We start from the raw sequence: 18403 nt of genomic DNA on the forward strand, positions 1-18403 counted from the left end.
CCCCGATCGCTTGGCTTAATTGAGAACGATGTTGTTCGTTTCGATGATGCTGCCCCAGGTCTGACGATCCGTTTCCAGCTGATTCGCCATGCCTTCCGAGCCCTCTGCGCTAAGGTTATTGCCCTGGTTTTCGATGAGCGTTGCGAACTCTTCGGAATGGGCCGCCTCGACGGCCGCCTCGGCCAGCTCGTCGACGACATCCTGCGGCGTGCCGCTGGGTGCTAAAAAGCCGCCCCAGTAAGAGAGCACTAGCTCAGGATAGCCAAGCTCCACAACGCTTGGCGTATCCGGAAAACGCTCGTCGCGCTCGCTGGTGCTCAACGCCAACATTTTCACCTCACCGCTCTTTTCGTACTCCTGAATACCTTGAGGCGCCGAGAACGTCAGCTCGGCCTGGCCTGCGATCAGATCGATGATCGAAGCAGGCATACCGTTATAGGCCACTCCTACTCCTTCGATACCGAGTTCTTCCATCAGCAGGCGCCCGTACAGGTCGGTCGCACTACCCGGCCCCATCGTGCCGTAGCGAATGGGCGAATTTGACGCGTTGGCGTACTCCACTAGCTCATCAATGCTCTCGATACCCGCAACGGTCGGCACCGTTATACTCATGGGGCCACTGAAGAGCAGCGATACGGGTTCGAAACTATCGAAGCTGTAGGGCAGCGCAGGGCGCAGCATGATGTTGAGCGATATCGGGCCCGTGCCGCCCATCAGTAGGGTGGTGCCGTCAGGGTCGGCGTTGGCGACGTAAGTGGCGGCAATGATGCCGTTGCCACCGGGCTTGTTCTCGACGAGCACTTGGCGATCAAGGCTTTCGGACATCCCGGTGGCCAGTGTGCGGGCGTACGCATCATAAGATCCGCCGGCTGTGTAGGGCACGATGATGCGAATGGAGTCGTCGTCGGCGTGAGCGGTAGATACGAATAGGGCTGGCAGTGTGGCGATCGTCATCGTGGCGGCGATGCTACCCAAAAACGTTTTGCCGATGGTTTTTATCATGAAAATTCTCCTGGCATTGGCGTCTTGTTTTTTTTGGAAAAGGGGGCCTCCGCGCCCGGTCGAGGCGGTGACGTTTGCAGTGTAACGTACTGAATCGAGCTGGATTGCTGGCGCCGCATGCAGAACTGTATTAACCAAATCGTTCACTATCAGGCGCTTAGTGCACTATTTTGATGCCCAGCCAATATTTAAAAAATAATTTTAATATCAATATCTTGATATTTGTAACTTAATTTTAACTCGCGCAATTTTCGAAAAATCGATCACTTCCACGACGGTCGTGCACGCTGCTGGTGCGGTTGTACCGGTACCAAAGAAACGTACTAGTATCCGGAGCTATTAGAGACGGGTAAGCAGCCTCTATCCGACAAATATAAAAAGCTGGCCTCTGTCAAAGCTGTGTAGCCCTTACCGTCACGATGCGATATCTGACCCGCGGTTTATCCAGCGCTTTGACCTCAGGTGGCCAGTGTCATCAGGAGGAAATGCCATGGTGGAAGAAGTAGTTAAATTAGAGGTGGTTGATCGCGTCGCAGTGGTGACGATGGACCGTCAACCGGTCAATGCCCTCAGCCGCGAAATGCGCCGACAGATCGTTGCCACCTTTGATGAAATATCGGCTCGTGACGACATTCGGTGTGCGGTTCTCACCGGCGCCGGCCGCGTATTCTGTGCCGGCGCCGACCTCAAGGAGCGTCCGGACCAGGACATTCCCGGCGACTTTCTCGAGCACAACCGCATCACTCGCGAAACGACCAATGCCATCCGCGAATGCTCAAAGCCCGTCGTTGCTGCCGTCAACGGCACCGCCCTGGGTGCTGGCATGGGGTTGATGGCGGCCTGCGATATCCTTTACGCCTCCGATAACGCCACCTTCGGTATGCCCGAGATCAACGTTGGGCTTGCCGGCGGCGCGGCCATGCTGCGCACGCTGTTCGGACGCTCGACCATGCGACGTATGTTCTTTACCGGCCAGCGACTGACCGCTCAAGAGCTGATGCGTAAGGGTGTCATCGAAGACGCTCTGCCCGCTGACGAGCTGTTACCAGTGGTCATGGAACTTGCCAAAGAGATCGCCTCCAAGGCGCCGCTGGCCACTATCTACGCCAAGCGCGCCGCCAATATGGTGGAGCTCATGCCGCAACGGGATGCGTATCGCTTCGAGCAGGACTTCACCATGGCGCTGGCCAGGACCGACGATGCCCGTGAAGCGCGCATGGCCTTTCTGGAAAAGCGTGAACCCGTCTTCAAAGGACGCTGATCGCCATGTCGAATACTTCCCTGCAAACGCCCGGCATGGGCATCGAATCGTTTTTCAACGCGCGCGGCATCGCCATCGTCGGTGCCAGTAACGATATCAACAAGATCGGCGGGCGCCCCGTCCATCTGCTCAGCAAGTACGGCTATGACGGGGCCATTTACCCGGTCAACCCCGGGCGCAGCCAGGTTCAGGGGCTGCCCGCCTATCCCTCTTTAAAAGAACTGCCCGGTGTGCCGGAGCTTGCCGTTCTCGCCGTTTCCTCGGAGCACACGCTGGCGGCGCTCGAGGAGTGTGCCGCTGTCGGCGTGCGCGCCGTCGTGGTGCTGTCCGCGGGGTTCGCGGAAAAGGACGACGCAGGGGCGGCGCTGCAGGAAAGGCTCACTACCCTTGCTCGTGAAAACGGCATCCGTTTGCTGGGGCCTAACTGTCTGGGGGTGGTCAACGTGGTCGACCGGGTCATCGGCTCGTTCACCATCGTACTGGAAGAGAACATGCCGCTGCCGGGCAATGTGGGCATCGTTTCCCAATCCGGAAACGTCGGCAGCTTTCTCATGCAGAACGTGTCGCGCCGGGGGTTGGGCGTCAGCCGTTTCATGGCCACCGGCAACGAGGCGGACGTCGACGTGGCCGACGGCATCGCGGCGCTTGCCCAGGACGACGTCACTCAGATCATCCTCTGCTGCATGGAGACCTGCCGCGATGCCGGCCGGCTAACCGAGGCGCTGGACATGGCTCGCCGTCAAGGCAAGCCCGTCATCGTCTTGAAGATCGGCTCGACCGATGTCGGCCAAGCCGCCGCCGCCTCGCATACCGGAGCGCTGGCCGGCTCGGACAGCGTCATCGACGCCGTTTTTCGCCGTCACGGCGTCGTCAGGGTGCACTCGATCGAGGCGCTGCTCGACATGGGCCAATCGGCGTCGCTGCTGGGTACCGCGCGCTTGCCCAAGGGGCCGCGAGTAACGCTGGTCGCTGCCTCGGGCGGCTTTGGCATCATGATGGCGGATGCGGCGACGAAGGCGGGCTTGGCCTTGCCGGCGCTGAGCGAGACCACTCGGGCGCGCATCCAGGAGGCCGTACCCATGGCCGGCACCCATAACCCCGTGGATGCTTCGGCCCAGATGTCGAGCGACCCCGCCATTCTCTTCAAGATGCTCTCGGCGCTGCTTGAAGAACCCAATACCGACGCCACGCTGCTGTTTTTATCGCTGTCGCTCTACAACCGCCGGCTACGTGGCATCTACATGGACGCGCTCAAGCAGATCCGCGAGGCCCACCCCGACAAGCTGCTGATGGTGGTAAGTGAAGGTCCGAGCGACGCGGTGGCCGAGGTCAACGCGCTGGGCATTCCGGTCTTTGGCACGATCGATGCGGCGGCAAGCGGCATCGACGGCCTGGTGCGCTTGTCTCGGGTGGCCGAACTGTCGGCGCCGCCGGTCTATGACGGCCCCATCGAGCCTGTCGATCCGGCCGTGTTCAGAAACGAGGCAGAAGCGAAGAAAGCGCTGAGCCAGCTGGGTATCCCGGTGCTCGAGGAGAAGATAGCGACTTCCTGTGAGCAAGCAGTGGAGCTTGCCCGTGGTATGGGCCTGCCCGTAGTGCTCAAGATCATATCGCCGGACATTACCCACAAGACCGAGGCCGGCGGCGTGGCGCTCGATCTTGCCTCCGAGCAGGCGGTACGCGATGCGTATGCCCAGATGCTCGAGAGCGCGCGCGCTTACGCCCCTTCCGCGCAGATCGACGGCGTGCTGGTGACACCCATGGCCAAACCGGGCATGGAGTTGATCATGGGTGTGTCGAAAGACCCCGTTTTCGGCCCGGTGGTGATGGTCGGAACCGGCGGCGTGTTCGCTGAAATCCTCCAGGATGTCGCGGTTCAGGTGGCCCCGGTCTCGTTCGATGAGGCCCGGAGTATGATTCGCTCTCTCAAGCTCTATCCCATCCTGGATGGAGCGCGCGGCAAGCCCAAGGCCGATGTCGATGCTGTCGCCCAAGCGCTTGTGGTGTTGTCGGAGTTTGCCTGCCGGCACGAAGAAACGGTTGCCGAAATCGATATCAATCCTGTCCTCGTGTATCCCCAAGGCGCCGGCATCATCGCGCTGGATACGCTGATGGTACCGGCACAATCACAACGTTAGCCATCTGGAGTCAGTGATGAGTTTCAATACGGATGTGGTCATTCCCGACCCCGCTACCGGGCAGGGAGTCTATCGCCAGCACGCCCGCGAATGGTTGCAGGCGAACCTGCCCGATCACATGCGCAGCGATAGCCTGAACTATCGCACGCCGACCCTTCAGGAAAGTGTCGATTGGGAAACCGCGCTCTACAAGGCAGGGCTTGCGGGGATGACCTGGCCCAAGGAGTACGGTGGCTACGGCTTGAGCCTGCGCGAGCATCTAGCCGTCAACAAGGAGATCGGGGCGCTGCCCATGCCCGAAAGCGTGGGATCGATCGGCAAGGAACTGGCCGGCCCGATCATCATGGCGGTAGGCACCGAAGAGCAGAAGCGCGAGTTTTTGCCGGCAATACTCTCCATGCGCGAACACTGGTGCCAAGGGTTCTCGGAGCCTGAAGCGGGATCGGACCTTGCCAGCCTTCGTACCCGCGCGGTTCAGGAGGGTGATCGCTGGGTCATCAACGGTCAGAAGATATGGACCAGCGGCGCCGCCAAGGCACGCTACTGCCTGCTGCTGACGCGCACCGGCACCGTCGCCGATCGGCATCGCGGCCTGTTGATGTTTGCCGTACCGATGGATACGCCGGGAATCCGGGTCGTGCCGATCAAGTCGATCGACGGTAAGGAATCCTTTGCCGAAGTGTTTTTCGACAACGTCACCGTGCCCGACACCGCCCGGCTCGGAGCGCCGAATGAAGGCTGGAACGCGGCGATCCGCGTGCTCTCCATCGAGCGGGCCACCAACCGCATGTACCGGCCCTGGCGTTTCGAAGGCGAGCTCAAGCAACTGGTTCGCGCCTGCAAGTCCGATCCCGAACTCTCGAAGCTTCTTCAGGAGAGCTACTACCAAAGGCGGATTGGCCAAATCGCCTGCGAAGTTGATGGTTTAAAAGGACTTATTGAAAAAGTCGTCGATCAACTGATGGCGGGCGAAACCATCGGGGCGCAAGGGTCGCTTAATAAACTGTACTGGTCGGAATGCCACCAGGCATTCGCCGGCCTGGCGATGGAGATGGTCTCCCTCGTGCACGAAGGATCCAGCGAGCTTGCAAAAAGAGCCAAGGCGCATTTCACCAACGCTTATCTTTTCGCCCGGGCGGAAACACTCTACGCCGGCGTTACCGAAGTGCAGCTGGACATCATCGCGCAGCGAATCATGAACTTGCCCAAGGAGTCCCAGTCATGAGCATGGACGAGGATCTACGCCCGGAAGAGTTTGCTGAAGCGGCTTCTGCCGCCGTGGGCGATGTCATCGGCCGCGAGTTTGCCGAGGTGGCCAGCACGCTTGGTGGGGCGGGTTTGTTGGGCGTTTGCGCCGCTGAAGAGGATGGCGGCATGGGGCTGCCCATCGCCTTCGCTGTGCCCATCTGCCAGGTCGCGGGCCGTTTGCGCCTGCGCTTTCCCGTCGTCGAGCAGGCGCTGGTGGCCAAGGCACTGGCCGGCACCCCGCAGGCGGCAGAGCTGATCAATGGCGAGCGCACGGCCACCATCGCGTGGCACGCGGAGCACCAGGGCATGGCTGGTCACGCGCCTTACGCGGCAGACTGTGATTGGATCCTGGTGCCGGATGGCGACGGCGCGGCCCTGGTGGCGCGTGACGCGGTAACGCTGACACCGCACGCCGAACTCGACCCGGAATCGCCCTATTACAGCGTGTCGCTCGAGAGCGCACCGATTCTCCAGCGCATCTCGGTACAGCGCTATCAGGCGCTTCGCGAAGAGGCCTATCTGCTGACCGGCGCTTATCTCAACGGCGCCGCCCAAGGGGCGCTCGAGTATACCGCCGACTACCTGGCCGGGCGGGTCCAGTTCGGCCGACCGCTGACCGCGAAACAGGCGGTACGCCACCATCTGGCGCGGATGAAGCTGCTCAACGAAGTCTCGTTGTGCGCCATTGCCCGAGCGGTCGAGACCGATGAGTTCGACGCGACTCGCAGCTACAAGACGGCCTGGGCCGGGGCGCTTACCAATGCCCTGTTCGTCATCGAAAAGGCGATTCATCTCAACGGCGGCATGGGCTTCACCTGGGAGGTGCCGTTGCATTATGCCCTGCGTGACGCGCGGCGCATCGAGGCGGCGCTGCAAGGTAGCGCCACCATTAATGCGATCGGCCAGAATTTCATCGACGCCGCTTGAAGGAGAACAACATGGACATGAACATGGATAACCGCGCAGTGCTGGTAACCGGCGCCGGCAACGGTATCGGTCGCGAAACCGCGCTGCAGATGGCGGCGCTGGGGGCGGTCGTGGGTGTTAACGACCTGAAGGAAGAGTTTGTCGAAGCCACCGTCAAAGCGATCACCGAGGCCGGCGGTCGCGCCTTTGGCGTTGTCGAGAACGTTTCGACCCAGGAGGGTATCCAGGCCGCCGTGCAGCGAGTCAAGGCGCATTGCGGGCGCTTCGACGTGCTGGTCAATAACGCCGCGTGGGTGCGCTATCAGGCCATTCCCGACATTCGCCCGGACACCGTCGATCGCATGGTCGATGTGGGTTTCAAGGGGGTGATTTGGGGCATCCAGGCTGCCTCCGAGGCCATGGACACCGAACGAGGCGGTGCCATCATCAACGTCGCCTCCACTGCGGCGCTGCGCTCGACCCTCAACTCGGTAGTTTACTCGGGCATCAAATCGGGGGTGCTCGGTATCACGCGGGCGGCCGCAGCGGAGCTCGGCAGTCAGAACATTCGCGTTAATGCCGTCTGCCCCTCGGCGGTGCCCACGGAAGGCACTCAGCGCAACCGCAACGCCGAGCGCGATGCCGCGCGTGCCGCCAAAACCCCTCTCGGCCGGCTAGGGACGGTGACCGACATCGCCAACACGATCTGCTTTCTGGCCAGCGACAGGGCGGGCTTCATGTCCGCACAGGCGCTGGTTGTGGACGGCGGCGTGACCTTCACAAACCTTTGACGTCTACGGGGACTTCGATGACGACTGTCTTGATCACAGGCGCCGCGGCGGGTATCGGTGAAGCGACTGCCCGCCTTTTCGCGGCGAAGGGCTGGCGCTGCTTGCTGGTCGATCGGGCGGGTGATCGGCTTGAGCAACTAATCCGTGAACTGCCTGCAGGCAGCACGGGTGCGCACCAGGCCCTCGTCATCGATCTTACCGACAAGGCCGACATCGGGCGTCTGGCCGACCTCGATCTTACTCTCGACGTGGTCATCAACAACGCTGGGATATCAAGCGACCGACCGGATGCCCTGGTCCACCAGCCGTGGGAGGCGCTGCGCCCAGTCGAGGAGTTGAACCTGCTCGCTCCGATGAGCGTCGTCGAGGCGCTGGATGCCTCGCTGGCCGCCGATGCCCGCGTTATTCACATCGCCTCGGGGGCCGGGCTTCGGGCGCTGCCCCAGCGTGGCCTCTACAGCGCCAGCAAGGCGGGCGTCATTGCGCTAGCCAACGCCCAGGCACACGAGGCGCCAAGGCGGTCAACCTACGCGCTGTGCCCCGGCTTCGTGCGTACGGCACTGGTAGAGGGGCTGCTCGAGCAGGGACGTCTCAAGCTTGAGGACGCCATCGGCAAGATCCCTATGGCTTACATGGGGCGCCCCGAAGATATCGCACAGGGGCTGTTTTTTCTGGCCACGCTGACGAAAGCTCGTCTGGAAGCTCCGGCGCTGGTGATCGACGGAGGCTCGTCGGTGTTTGGTGGCGGCCAACGCCTCAACGACACGGCGGCCACGCCGGTGGACATGGATGCCGAGTGCGATTTTCGGCTCGTCGGCGAGAGCGAAGCGACGGGGGCGCTCGGGCCCACCCCGTCGGCGCCGGTGGGCTACACCGCGGTGATCGACTTCACCGCCCGGCACGTTGCTGCAGAGCACCTGCTGGAAAGCCTTCACCGCATTGCGCGGGCGTTCACCGCCGCGCACACGGCGCCTGCCAGCCTCACGGTGGTCCTGCCGTTCGTCGACGCCGAGCGCTCCGCCCCCGAGCAGGCCTTCGCGGCGGCGGCATCGATGCTCGTTGCCACGCTCGCCTGCGAGCTGGGGCCTGTCGGCTATCGGGTCAATGCCGTGACATGTGCACCGGATATGGATCCGGACGCTCTTTGTCAGATCTTGCGCTATGTCTCGGGCCCCACGGGACGGTTTCTCGCCGGCCAGACCCTGCGCTTCACGAACCGACACTAGATCCAAAATGACTTCATACAACGACAATAAGGCCCCCGCTGACATCAAGGCGATGTTTATCCAGCGACGTGGCTACTGGCGCCCCTGGACCCAGACCCTGCTGGAAGAGCATCCAGCGTTTCTGGAGGCCTATGCACGCTATGCAAGCTATCCCGCCAGTGCTGGCCCGCTCGACGCGCGCATGGTCGAGCTGATCTACGTCGCGCTGGACGCCTCGGCGACCCATCTGTTCGAAGCTGGCGTCCAGACGCACCTCGAACTGGCTCGCCAAGCTGGTGCCACTACCGGCGACGTTCTGGATGTGCTGCATCTGGTGGCACTTCAAGGCGTGAACCGCGTCTATGAAGCCATCGCGATTCTGGAAAGCGAGCTCGGTCAAGGGGCATCGTTTGAGCGCGGCGCGACGAGCCGTAATGCCGAATTGCCCGAAGCGTTGAGGCTTGAAGTGGAACGGCATTTTCCCGGCAGTGCCGAGGAGCTTGGCGCGCTGGCGCGCTTCGATGCCGACTACTTGCGCCAGGTAATAGCGTTCATGGATGTTAGCGCGCCAGGCAGCCGGCTGGTTGAAAAAGACAAGCGTCTTGTCGAGGCCGCCTTGCACTCGAGTTTCACGGGCTTCGACGAAAAGGCATTGCGGCGCTCCATCCGCGCGGCAGTGAGGGCTGACGCCACGGCCGATGAAATCGCCCAGGCTATTCAGCTCGGGTCTCACCTGTCCGTCCATGGAACAGCACTAGGGGTGAAGTGCCTCGGTGCCGACAAGAACAATCGAACGCACGCCACTTGATGAGGTGTAAAATGCTATCAAGAGCTTTAACCAAAAACGTCCCCGACATGATAGGCGCCTTGTTCACGATCGCCGTGGGTGTCTTTGTGCTGTCCGAATCATCGAACTATCGATTTGGCAGTCTCAGCAGCATGGGGCCTGGCTACTTTCCCCAGATTCTCGCGTGGCTACTGGTGGCGATGGGTGTCTTCCTGTTCGTCATCACCTTTATAAGTAAACCTTCGGATTCCAGGCTTCATCTTCCTGATGTCATCCCCGTTTTGGTCATCGGCGCCTCGATTCTATCCTTCGGGCTTTTGATCGAAGCGGCAGGCATGGGGCCGGCCATTTTTGCATCGGTCTTCATCTCGACCTTCGCCTCGACGAACATCAATATTCTTCGTTCGCTGCTGCTGGCGTTACTGACCACGCTCGCCTGTGTCGTGGTCTTTGTTTATCTGCTGGGGCTGCCCGTTGAGGTGTTAGCACTATGAATACGTCACAACTGGATAACATTCTGCTGGGGTTTTCTGTTGCCCTTTCCGTAGAAGGAATTTTCTACTGTGCAGCCGGTGTGCTGCTTGGCACGATCGTAGGCGTGCTTCCGGGCTTGGGTACCATGGCGACGCTGGCCGTGCTGATGCCGATCACGTTTCATATCGAGCCCTCCTACTCTATCATCATGCTCGCGGGCATTTACTACGGCGCCGCCTATGGCGGCTCGACCGCGTCGATTCTCATGAATCTGCCGGGTACCGTCACGAGCGTGGTGACCGGGCTCGACGGCTTCCCCATGGCGCAGAACGGCAAGGCGGGGCTGGCGCTGTTCATCACCGCGATCGCCTCCTTCATGGGCTCCATGATCGGCGCCTTGCTGCTGGCGCTGTTTACCATTCCTCTGGCGGCGGTGGCGAAGAGTTTCGGCCCGCAAGAGTATTTCATGCTCATGGTATTCGGTCTGATCGCCGCGTCCCTGTTCTCGACCGGGCGTCCCGTCAAGTCGTTGATCACCGTAACGCTCGGCGTGGCGTTTGGTCTGGTCGGGTTGGATTTGAATAGTGGGGCGGCCAGGTTCACGTTTGGTATGCCGGAGCTTTACGACGGCCTTTCTCTAGTGGCCGTAGCGCTGGGGCTCTTTGGTTTGCCGGAGATCATCGCTACCGCAAAACGCGGGCCACTGGGCAACATGCGTGACAACGATGTCTCGTTCAAGGCGATGATGCCGACGCGTTCGGAGCTCAAGGAAGCGACCTTCCCCTCGCTTAGGGGGACCGGGGTCGGCGCCTTTTTCGGCGCGCTTCCCGGCACTGGCGGCACCATTGCCACCTTCCTCTCCTACGCGCTCGAAAAGCGCCTTTCCAAAACGCCGGAGAAGTTCGGAAAAGGGGCGATCGCGGGCGTTGCCGCGCCGGAAAGCGCTAACAACGCGGCGATCCAGACCGCCTTCATTCCCACCATGAGCTTAGGCATTCCTGGGGATGCGGTGATGGCACTGATGCTGGGGGTGCTGATGGTGCACGGCGTCATTCCAGGGCCTGGCGTGATCAACGATCACCCCGACATCTTTTGGGGGCTGGTGGCCTCGTTCATCGTGGGCAATATCCTGCTGGTGATCCTCAATATCCCGCTGGTCGGGCTGTGGGTTCGGCTGCTGCGTATACCGTATCACCTCCTCTTTCCCGTCATGGTGGCCTGCGTTTGCATCGGCGTGTACTCGGTCCAGAACTCGGTGCTCGATATTTATGTCCTGATGGGCTTCGGTGCGCTGGGCATCATCCTGAAGTCGCTGAAGTTCGACAGTGCACCGCTGCTACTGGGTTTCATTCTGGGGCCGATGATGGAAGAGCACTTCCGGCGCGCGATGGTGATAACCCAGGGCGATTTCTCGACGTTCATCAACCGTCCAGTATCAGCCTCCTTAATGGCCATTTTGATGCTACTGCTGGTCGGGGCAGCCCTGAAGCTTGCCTATCTCAGCGCAAAGAGAAAAGGGTTCTTCAAAGCGGCAACAGGCAAGGTACGTAGTTGATACGTATGCGGTGCTGTAGACGCTATGTTTGAACAATCGCGGCCTTCTTTGGTCCGCCATAAAGCATCTGGATTTTGGCCGCCGTGTTATGGGTTTTAACCGTGAGCTGGACAGGATCATCCTCCAGCTCACCGGGCTCATGCCAACTTTTGCGTTGATGATAAATAACGAGAGGTAGGTGCGCTGTCATTGACAAGTCTCAATGACTCTACCGTGACGCGCACACTGTTTTGAATTTACGTTAAATAAAAAAAAGGCTCATAAGCAACGTATGCTTAATTACATCTCATTAAATAATAGTGTCTTTATAAAGCATATGAAGATCGCTGCGAATGAATATGTAGAACGATTCTTGAATGCCTGGTTTGAGTTTTTAAGATATGAGTTCGTTAAAAGACATCATATTTCTGCACGGTGGCAACCTAAATATCTTGGTTCATAACGTTAAGTATAAAGATATTCCTTGATCAAATATTTTTTTGAACGTTCTGGTTAAAATCAGAGCCTGTTGGCGCCTGCAATAAATTCAACTGCCTAATAACAACGGACCAATGTGTCCTGCAAGTTTCAGCGCACGCTGGAAATGAGTGCCACTCATTAGTGGCGAATGTAGATCTAATGCAAACGGCATGAGTCAAGACGAGCTTTTAACGTCCTGGCTATGGGTCAACCGTGCATTAAACAAGGGTGCTACTTCGGAGCATAAAAACGACAATGAAAAATAGTCTTAAAACTGCAGTGCTGGTTTCAGCGACGGCTCTCTCCTCTTATTCCGCCAGTCAGACTTACGCGTATGAATTCGAAGTGGGTGAAACGACAGCCAGCATATATGGTTATGCCAAGCTGGATATCATCTATGACGTAGACGATGAGTTGGGGCTTACCTCTTTAAGAGGCAAAGCCGCGCGTCTGGATATCGACAAGGATGAAGGCTCGGATGGCCATTTCTCCATGCAGGCTATCGAAAGCCGGATCGGTTTCAAGACGTCGTCTCCGGTACAAGGCAGCGATTTGATTACGGTGGTTGAAGGCGATTTTTATGGGGACAATGGTAATGGAGGGTTCAGGCTCCGGCACGCTTACGGTGAATGGAACGATATTCTGGCAGGCCAAACCTGGACGAACTTTGGTAGTGGATTATCGGCCACTCCTCTTATCGATTTTGCAGGTACCTCCGGCCGTGCGCTTACACACCGCCAGCCTCAGTTGAGATATACGCAGGATAATTTTTCCTTTTCCATCGAAGACCCTGATGACAAGGGGGGAGTGGTAGATGACGCTGGAGCAAAAAGCAGCCTCCCTGACATGATCGTTCGATATACGGATCGCTCGGAGTTCTTCAACTATTCATTGGCGGCCGTTGGACGTTACCTCGAGTACGATAACGCTGGTTTAACAACGCCTGCTTCAAGCGACAGTGCTTTTGGCTGGGGAACCACCTTTGAAACGGCCGTGAATTTTACGCCAGATTTGACGGTCAGGGCGGGTGTCACCTATGGCGATGGTATCGGTGGTTATACCAGTGGAAACACCTCGCCTATCCCCGGATATGTCGACGAAAATGGCTCTCTCCAGACGGTTCGCACGGTAGGCGCAAGCCTTGGGGCGAGTCTGACAGTCGGCCCGGGCGCCATCAATGCGGCCTATTCGCGCGTGGAAAACGACTTCGAAGACAACCCGGACTATGTCGTAACCAACGAAAATACGACCGAGGCTTGGCTCAACTATATTTGGGCGCCGGCTGGGCGTATTCAATACGGTGTCGAAGCCGGTTGGCACCAGCGTGAGCAGGTGGATGGCAATAAGGGAGACGCGTTACGCCTTCAGGGCATGGTCAAATATAGCTTTTGATTCATAGTTACGCCTATTACGACAAGGTCTTAACAGCCTGATAAACATGACCTGATGAAACTCGATCATTGCCTTGTTCATTAACAAGGCTTTTTTTATTTTTAGGCGTGAGAACAACAAGGCTGGGAATGTCGGCGTATCGATCCGGGGGGGTAAACGTTACAAGACGCGGTAGAAAATACATCCGTTTCATGTATCTCACGAGCTCGCAACCATCGACTTTTGTATGAAGCAGCTGTGTAGATGCGTCAGAAAAAAGCGATACCCTCATCACCTGGCGGTAAAGGTCATGAGGGTATTTTCGAATCGGGCTTAAGCCAGTGCCGTTGGTTTAACCGGCGAGCTTAATGGCTCGCCGGTTTGCGTTTTCAAAACACGGGTATGGTCAGCGGCATTCGTTTTTAGTGGCTGTGCTCGTGCTCGTGCTCGTGCTCGTGCTCGTGCTCGTGCTCGTGCTCATGAGCATGGTCGTGGCTGTGATCATGGGCCTGCTCGGCATCACCCGCTTGAGCCAAAGCGTCGTGCAGCAGCTCGGCGTTGTGGCGCATCATGCCAAGGTAGGTGCTGGCCGGGCCCTCGCTTGCCAGCGCGTCGGCGTAGAGCGTGCCCTTGATCTCAAGGCCGGTCTCTTCGGCGAGCTGCTCGATGACCGAGGGGTTGGTCATGTTCTCGTGAAACAGCGCCTGCACGTTTTCGTCGTTGATCACGTCGACCAGTGACGCCATGCTGGCGCCGCTCGGTTCGACTTCCGTCGACAGCCCATAGGGCGACAAAAAGCGTACGCCGTAGGCGTTGGCGAAGTAGCCAAAGGAGTCGTGGCCAGTGATCACGGTGGCGGATCTGGGCACGTTCTCGAGCAGCGTACGAAGCTCACCGTCGAGCTCGGCCATCTCTTCCAGGTAGCGCTCGGCGTTGGCGCGGTAGTCATCGGCGTTCGCTTCGTCGGCGTCGATCAGGCCATCACGAATGTTGGTGACATAGACCTCGGCCTGGGTCATGTCCTGCCACGCGTGCGGGTCCTGATCGCCGTGTACGTGGTCATGCTCGCGGGCCTCGTCGCTGTCGCTATCGTTGGCGTGTTCGTGGCTGTGATCGTGGGCCTCGTCGCTGCCGTGAGCGTGTTCGTGCCTGTGATCGTGAGCCTCGTCGCTGTCGTGAGCATGCTCGTCGCTATGACCGTGGTCATGGCCGTGATCGTGCGGGTGGTAATCCAGCGCTTCGATACCGTCGGTGGCGGTGACCAGTTGGCCCTGGTAGTCGCTGGCGTCCAGCAGGCGATCCATCCAGCCTTCGAGCAGCAGGCCGTTGAACACGACCAGATCCGCCTCGGCCAGCGCCCGGGCATCGCCCGGGCGCGGCGAGTAAACGTGGGTATCACCGTCCGGGCCGACCAGCGAGTTCACCTCGACGTGCTCGCCGCCGACGTTTTCGACCATGTCGGCCAGAATGGAGAAGCTCGTGACCACCTGAACGCGCTCGGCGGCCATGGCGGCGGGCAGTGCCAGCAGCGTGGATACGCCGACCAGCAGCGGGGTGAAACGTAGTGACATGACGACTCCAGATGCGTGATTGATGAAGTGACGAATCCTGGCGCTAAGGCAGCTCGGACGCCGCCTCGAGCGGCGCCGTTTTACGCCGCAGCCTGGCGGCCAGGCTGTGGTAGCGGCCAAACAGTGCCGAGAAGAAGTACGCTGAGCCTGCCAGCAAAATGATGCTCGGTCCCGATGGAATATCCAGGTGATAGGAGAGCAAAAGCCCGCCGGTACTGGCGAGCATGGCCAGCACCACCGCGATGCCCATCAGCCCTTCCAGCCGCTTGCTCCAAAAGCGCGCGGCGGTGGCAGGCAGCATCATTAGGCCCACCGCCATCAGCGTGCCCAGGGTCTGAAAACCGGCGGTGAGGTTGAGCACCAAAAGCCCCAGAAATACGCTGTGCACCCAGCCGTTTCGTCGGCTTTGGCCGCGCAGAAAGAGCGGGTCCAGGCACTCGACCACCAGCGCGCGAAAAATCCAGGCCAGCGTTACAACGATCAGCGTGCTGATACCGGCGATCAGCAGAAGGGCCGTCGAGTTGATCGCCAGAATCGAGCCGAACAGCACGTGGGTAAGATCCACGCTGCTGCCGCCAATCGAGATCAGCATGACCCCGGCGGCCAGCGAAATAATGAAGAAGCTCGCCATGGCGGCGTCCTCGCGCTGGCCGCCCATTTTCGATACCGCCCCGGCCAACAGCGCCACCATTAGCCCAAACAGCACGCCACCGATGCTCATCACCGGCAGCGAAAAACCGGCCAGCAGAAAGCCGAGTGCCACGCCGGGCAGAATGGCGTGGGCCATGGCGTCGCCGATTAGGCTCATGCCGCGCAGCACCAGAAACACGCCTAGCGGCGGCGCGGCGATCGAAAGTGCCAGCCCGCCCACGACCGCGCGGCGCATGAAGCCGTAGTCGAATGGGGCGATCAGCCAGGCATTAAGCAGTTCCAGCATGCTGACCTCCTGCAACGAAGGGCACGATATGAGCGGGCAGGGGCGGCTCGCCAAGCGCTTCCGGCGCCACCCAGCGGCCGTGCCCTTGGCTGATGATCAGCACTTCGTCGGCCAAGCGCTTGAGGTGATCCATATCGTGCAGTACGACGATCAGCGTGACGCCGCTTTCTGCCATTTGACGGAAAATCGTGATCAGAATATCGACCGTCTCGCGGTCCACGTTGGCAAACGGTTCGTCGAGCAGCAAAAGCTCCGCTTCCTGCATTAGCGTGCGGCCAATCAACGCGCGCTGGCGCTGGCCGCCGGAAAGCTCCCCCAGCGGCCGGTGAGCCAGGTGTGAAATACCGAGCCGCCCCATGATGTCGCGCCCCTTGCGGTAGTGGGCCGCGCAGTAGCCCTTGAGCGCACCGTGACTCGGCCAGGTGCCGGTCATCACCAGCTCCTCGACGCTCATCGGAAAGGTCAGATCGAGCGCCAGCTGCTGAGGGAGCCAGGCGCGCCGCTCGGGAGCGATATCGCACTGCACGTGGCCGGACACCGGGCGCAGCTCGCCCATGATGGCCTGAATCAGCGTGCTCTTGCCCGCCCCGTTAGCGCCGACCAGCGCGGTGATCGCGCCGGGCAGAAAATCGCCGTGTAAATTCTCGAGCACCATGCGCCGGCCCTGGGCCAGGTGCAGGTCGTCAAGCTTTAACCGCGTGTGATCGCGATGGCTCATTGCGCCCACCCGCCGGCCCAGAAAACCAGCAGCCACAGCGCCAACAGCGGTACGGCGACCAGCAACAGGCGTTTAGTGGCGGATAACGACATCAGTGAGAAGTGGCAGGGCCCTTCGCGATTGTGGCGGTGCGGGTGGTGGCTCAACGTCTCTCTCCTCGGCGACAAATTAGGTTATAACATAACATTAAGAAATGCCAAAAAATTGCCGAGTATTTTACTCGCTTGCCGGGGCGTGGCAATCACTGCGTGCTTCAAACGATAGTCGAGCGACGGTGCGTTATAGACCGCACAGATGGGGGCTAGCGGGGGCGCGTCAGACGAACGAGATAATAGCGCTTTAGGACCCTCACCATCGAAAAGCCGATCGGCACTGCGCCACAGACGCTTTACAGGCAGTGGCGCTGCGCTAATAGCAACAAGTGCAGATCCTGGGCGTCCCCTTTCAGCGAGGCGACAGTGGATGAGGTGGGCCGACGCCGTTTATCCAGGCGCTCGAAAATCTAGTAGCGCCAGGTCGCGCCGACCTGATTCGGCGCCAGCGTAATGGCGTACTCGCCTTCCAACGTGATCGGGCCCATCGACACCCGCGCCGGCTGAAAGCGATTGATTGCGGAAGACGCCTGGTTCGGCTGGGTCCAGATCTGCAGCTCGTTGACCAGCATGCCGGTGGCAAAGTTGAGTGCGGCATCGTCACCGCGCCCATCGGCGGCAATGACCCCGGCCGCTATCCCGTTGACCACCAGCGACCCCGTCCGCGCATGCCAGCCGCGTCGCTCACGTTCGGCCTGGGCAAGCTCCAGCCCCAGCGCCTGCACGCCGCTCAAGTCACCGCTCGCCTTCAAGCGCTCGTAGCGCTCAAGCGCCGCCGGGTGCGGCTGGCGATCGGTGAACATGCCGCCCAGCGCCAGCGCAGATTTCACCGCCCCCACCCGCGCATCGAACCGGTCGTCGGAATCGCTCGCCTCGCTCGACTGGTAAACGTTCACCGCCAGGCTCGTGGCGTAGATGCCGCTCCACCCCCACTGCCACAGGTTGGCTTGACGCGCACCGTTTTCGAACACGTCGTCATAGGCCGACCAATCACCGGAAGACTGCGCAAAAGCGGGAAGAGTGAACGCGCACGCAAACGCGCAGAGCCAGAGACGTAGCCGCATGATCGAAAACCTTTAGGAAGGAAAAGTCACGCTAAGCGTAGCACGCCCTACCCAATGCGAAGGTTGAAACGCCTCTTTTCCAGGTTCGATCTCAGGTCGATTAGAAAAGTGTGCCGATGTTTACATCGTTGGGAGAGCATTCGCGGTTCGTCAGGGTTACTCAAGAGATCGAAGCGAAGCAGATGGGGAGACTCGAAGTTACACAACGAATGTGGAAGAGGAGGGAAGGTCGGTGGGCAATCGCTCCATCGCTTGGCGCATCGGGCCAAGGCGATGGAGCGTATCAATCGTTTAGTGACGCAGTGATCTTATTTCTCGTCTTCGTCCCAGTGCTCCATCGCGCGCTTGTCATCCGGCAGGCGGACGATGTCGTCGATGTTGAGTTTGCCGTGGGCTTTGGTGCGGTGGCCGTGGGCGTCGAGGATGGCGGCGACGCTGCCAACGCTGACCCCTTCGTCCTCCCGGTAGGTTTCCACTTTCACCCGCACTATGCGGTTTTGGTAGCGGGCAGAGAGGATGTCGCCGCGGCGGGGGGCGTCATGGTCCGGGTCGTTCTTGAAGTACTCCGATACGCTGGCGCGGCCGGGATCGTCCCATTCGATGTGTTGATGCATTCTGCGTGTCCTTTTGCCGAGTGAATGATGAGCTTAGTGTAGTTTGTAATGTCGGCAATCGGCCACCTGCGGCCTTTTTCATGAGAGGCCGGGTGGAATCGCGGTATCCAAAGATGGCGGAACGCATCATTTTTAAGCGTCAAAGCTTTTGATGGTTCCAATCTGGCTATTGCTGCAATGCTAGCGCACCATTTTGGTTCAGTTTTTAGC

General features: G+C 59.8%; 17 protein-coding genes. 10 read left to right on the forward strand and 7 right to left on the reverse strand.

Going from position 1 to position 18403, the window contains the following annotated elements:
* Nucleotides 1–15: 15 nt before the first annotated feature.
* Nucleotides 16–1002: a tripartite tricarboxylate transporter substrate binding protein gene (locus MQW23_RS00715; RefSeq protein WP_252105897.1), complete on the reverse strand. Its 987-nt coding sequence runs from the start codon at nucleotides 1000–1002 to the stop codon at nucleotides 16–18.
* A gap of 490 nt (nucleotides 1003–1492) precedes the next feature.
* On the opposite strand from MQW23_RS00715, the gene MQW23_RS00720 reads away from it, so the two are divergent.
* From MQW23_RS00720 to MQW23_RS00765, 10 genes are all read left to right on the forward strand, one after another.
* Nucleotides 1493–2263: an enoyl-CoA hydratase/isomerase family protein gene (locus MQW23_RS00720; RefSeq protein WP_252105898.1), complete on the forward strand. Its 771-nt coding sequence runs from the start codon at nucleotides 1493–1495 to the stop codon at nucleotides 2261–2263.
* 5 nt (nucleotides 2264–2268) lie between these two features.
* A complete protein-coding gene (locus MQW23_RS00725; protein ID WP_252105899.1) occupies nucleotides 2269–4401 on the forward strand; it encodes an acetate--CoA ligase family protein in 2133 nt (710 codons plus the stop codon).
* Between the two features lie 16 nt (nucleotides 4402–4417).
* On the forward strand, nucleotides 4418–5626 hold the full coding sequence (locus MQW23_RS00730; RefSeq protein ID WP_252105900.1) for an acyl-CoA dehydrogenase family protein: 1209 nt from the start codon (nucleotides 4418–4420) through the stop codon (nucleotides 5624–5626).
* Nucleotides 5623–6576: an acyl-CoA dehydrogenase family protein gene (locus tag MQW23_RS00735; protein ID WP_252105901.1), complete on the forward strand. Its 954-nt coding sequence runs from the start codon at nucleotides 5623–5625 to the stop codon at nucleotides 6574–6576. The genes MQW23_RS00730 and MQW23_RS00735 overlap by 4 nt, the downstream gene beginning before the upstream one ends.
* Before the next feature lie 11 nt (nucleotides 6577–6587).
* A complete protein-coding gene (locus MQW23_RS00740) occupies nucleotides 6588–7346 on the forward strand; it encodes an SDR family NAD(P)-dependent oxidoreductase (RefSeq protein WP_252105902.1) in 759 nt (252 codons plus the stop codon).
* Between the two features lie 17 nt (nucleotides 7347–7363).
* Nucleotides 7364–8572: an SDR family NAD(P)-dependent oxidoreductase gene (locus MQW23_RS00745; RefSeq protein WP_252105903.1), complete on the forward strand. Its 1209-nt coding sequence runs from the start codon at nucleotides 7364–7366 to the stop codon at nucleotides 8570–8572.
* Nucleotides 8573–8579: 7 nt separating this feature from the next.
* Nucleotides 8580–9359, forward strand: coding sequence for a carboxymuconolactone decarboxylase family protein (locus MQW23_RS00750; protein ID WP_252105904.1), 780 nt, complete (start codon nucleotides 8580–8582; stop codon nucleotides 9357–9359).
* 11 nt (nucleotides 9360–9370) lie between these two features.
* Nucleotides 9371–9832 carry a tripartite tricarboxylate transporter TctB family protein gene (locus tag MQW23_RS00755; protein ID WP_252105905.1) on the forward strand — a complete coding sequence of 154 codons (462 nt, stop codon included), beginning with the start codon at nucleotides 9371–9373 and terminating at the stop codon, nucleotides 9830–9832.
* Complete coding sequence (locus MQW23_RS00760; protein WP_252105906.1) at nucleotides 9829–11367, forward strand: tripartite tricarboxylate transporter permease; 1539 nt, start codon at nucleotides 9829–9831, stop codon at nucleotides 11365–11367. Before MQW23_RS00755 ends, MQW23_RS00760 begins: the two co-directional genes overlap by 4 nt.
* A gap of 714 nt (nucleotides 11368–12081) precedes the next feature.
* On the forward strand, nucleotides 12082–13218 hold the full coding sequence (locus MQW23_RS00765) for a DcaP family trimeric outer membrane transporter (RefSeq protein WP_252105907.1): 1137 nt from the start codon (nucleotides 12082–12084) through the stop codon (nucleotides 13216–13218).
* A 401-nt stretch (nucleotides 13219–13619) separates the two neighbouring features.
* Here the strand turns inward: MQW23_RS00765 and MQW23_RS00770 are convergent, their stop codons facing one another.
* The 6 genes from MQW23_RS00770 to MQW23_RS00795 all read right to left on the reverse strand — a co-directional run bounded on the left by MQW23_RS00770 (nucleotide 13620) and on the right by MQW23_RS00795 (nucleotide 18193).
* Nucleotides 13620–14768: a metal ABC transporter solute-binding protein, Zn/Mn family gene (locus tag MQW23_RS00770; protein ID WP_252105908.1), complete on the reverse strand. Its 1149-nt coding sequence runs from the start codon at nucleotides 14766–14768 to the stop codon at nucleotides 13620–13622.
* 43 nt (nucleotides 14769–14811) lie between these two features.
* Nucleotides 14812–15705, reverse strand: a complete 894-nt coding sequence (locus tag MQW23_RS00775; protein ID WP_252105909.1) for a metal ABC transporter permease — start codon at nucleotides 15703–15705, stop codon at nucleotides 14812–14814.
* Complete coding sequence (locus MQW23_RS00780; RefSeq protein WP_252105910.1) at nucleotides 15689–16423, reverse strand: metal ABC transporter ATP-binding protein; 735 nt, start codon at nucleotides 16421–16423, stop codon at nucleotides 15689–15691. The genes MQW23_RS00775 and MQW23_RS00780 overlap by 17 nt, the downstream gene beginning before the upstream one ends.
* Complete coding sequence (locus MQW23_RS00785) at nucleotides 16420–16569, reverse strand: hypothetical protein (RefSeq protein WP_252105911.1); 150 nt, start codon at nucleotides 16567–16569, stop codon at nucleotides 16420–16422. Before MQW23_RS00785 ends, MQW23_RS00780 begins: the two co-directional genes overlap by 4 nt.
* A 356-nt stretch (nucleotides 16570–16925) precedes the next feature.
* The gene (locus tag MQW23_RS00790; RefSeq protein WP_252105912.1) at nucleotides 16926–17579 is read right to left on the reverse strand and encodes a hypothetical protein; all 654 of its coding nucleotides are present in this window, start codon (nucleotides 17577–17579) and stop codon (nucleotides 16926–16928) included.
* A gap of 308 nt (nucleotides 17580–17887) precedes the next feature.
* Nucleotides 17888–18193, reverse strand: coding sequence for a hypothetical protein (locus MQW23_RS00795; RefSeq protein WP_252105913.1), 306 nt, complete (start codon nucleotides 18191–18193; stop codon nucleotides 17888–17890).
* Nucleotides 18194–18403: the final 210 nt, after the last annotated feature.

The sequence above is a fragment of the Halomonas sp. S3-1-1 genome (assembly GCF_023757625.1).
Lineage (GTDB): Bacteria > Pseudomonadota > Gammaproteobacteria > Pseudomonadales > Halomonadaceae > Vreelandella.

Excerpts from the sequence above, each read along its gene's own strand:
- MQW23_RS00745 (WP_252105903.1), top strand. The coding sequence starts at position 7,364 with ATGACGACTGTCTTGATCACAGGCGCCGCGGCGGGTATCGGTGAAGCG.
- MQW23_RS00715 (WP_252105897.1), bottom strand. The coding sequence starts at position 1,002 with ATGATAAAAACCATCGGCAAAACGTTTTTGGGTAGCATCGCCGCCACG.
- MQW23_RS00780 (WP_252105910.1), bottom strand. The coding sequence starts at position 16,423 with ATGAGCCATCGCGATCACACGCGGTTAAAGCTTGACGACCTGCACCTG.
- MQW23_RS00770 (WP_252105908.1), bottom strand. The coding sequence starts at position 14,768 with ATGTCACTACGTTTCACCCCGCTGCTGGTCGGCGTATCCACGCTGCTG.
- MQW23_RS00775 (WP_252105909.1), bottom strand. The coding sequence starts at position 15,705 with ATGCTGGAACTGCTTAATGCCTGGCTGATCGCCCCATTCGACTACGGC.
- MQW23_RS00725 (WP_252105899.1), top strand. The coding sequence starts at position 2,269 with ATGTCGAATACTTCCCTGCAAACGCCCGGCATGGGCATCGAATCGTTT.
- MQW23_RS00795 (WP_252105913.1), bottom strand. The coding sequence starts at position 18,193 with ATGCATCAACACATCGAATGGGACGATCCCGGCCGCGCCAGCGTATCG.
- MQW23_RS00735 (WP_252105901.1), top strand. The coding sequence starts at position 5,623 with ATGAGCATGGACGAGGATCTACGCCCGGAAGAGTTTGCTGAAGCGGCT.
- MQW23_RS00755 (WP_252105905.1), top strand. The coding sequence starts at position 9,371 with ATGCTATCAAGAGCTTTAACCAAAAACGTCCCCGACATGATAGGCGCC.
- MQW23_RS00760 (WP_252105906.1), top strand. The coding sequence starts at position 9,829 with ATGAATACGTCACAACTGGATAACATTCTGCTGGGGTTTTCTGTTGCC.
- MQW23_RS00765 (WP_252105907.1), top strand. The coding sequence starts at position 12,082 with ATGAAAAATAGTCTTAAAACTGCAGTGCTGGTTTCAGCGACGGCTCTC.
- MQW23_RS00740 (WP_252105902.1), top strand. The coding sequence starts at position 6,588 with ATGGACATGAACATGGATAACCGCGCAGTGCTGGTAACCGGCGCCGGC.
- MQW23_RS00730 (WP_252105900.1), top strand. The coding sequence starts at position 4,418 with ATGAGTTTCAATACGGATGTGGTCATTCCCGACCCCGCTACCGGGCAG.
- MQW23_RS00750 (WP_252105904.1), top strand. The coding sequence starts at position 8,580 with ATGACTTCATACAACGACAATAAGGCCCCCGCTGACATCAAGGCGATG.
- MQW23_RS00790 (WP_252105912.1), bottom strand. The coding sequence starts at position 17,579 with ATGCGGCTACGTCTCTGGCTCTGCGCGTTTGCGTGCGCGTTCACTCTT.
- MQW23_RS00720 (WP_252105898.1), top strand. The coding sequence starts at position 1,493 with ATGGTGGAAGAAGTAGTTAAATTAGAGGTGGTTGATCGCGTCGCAGTG.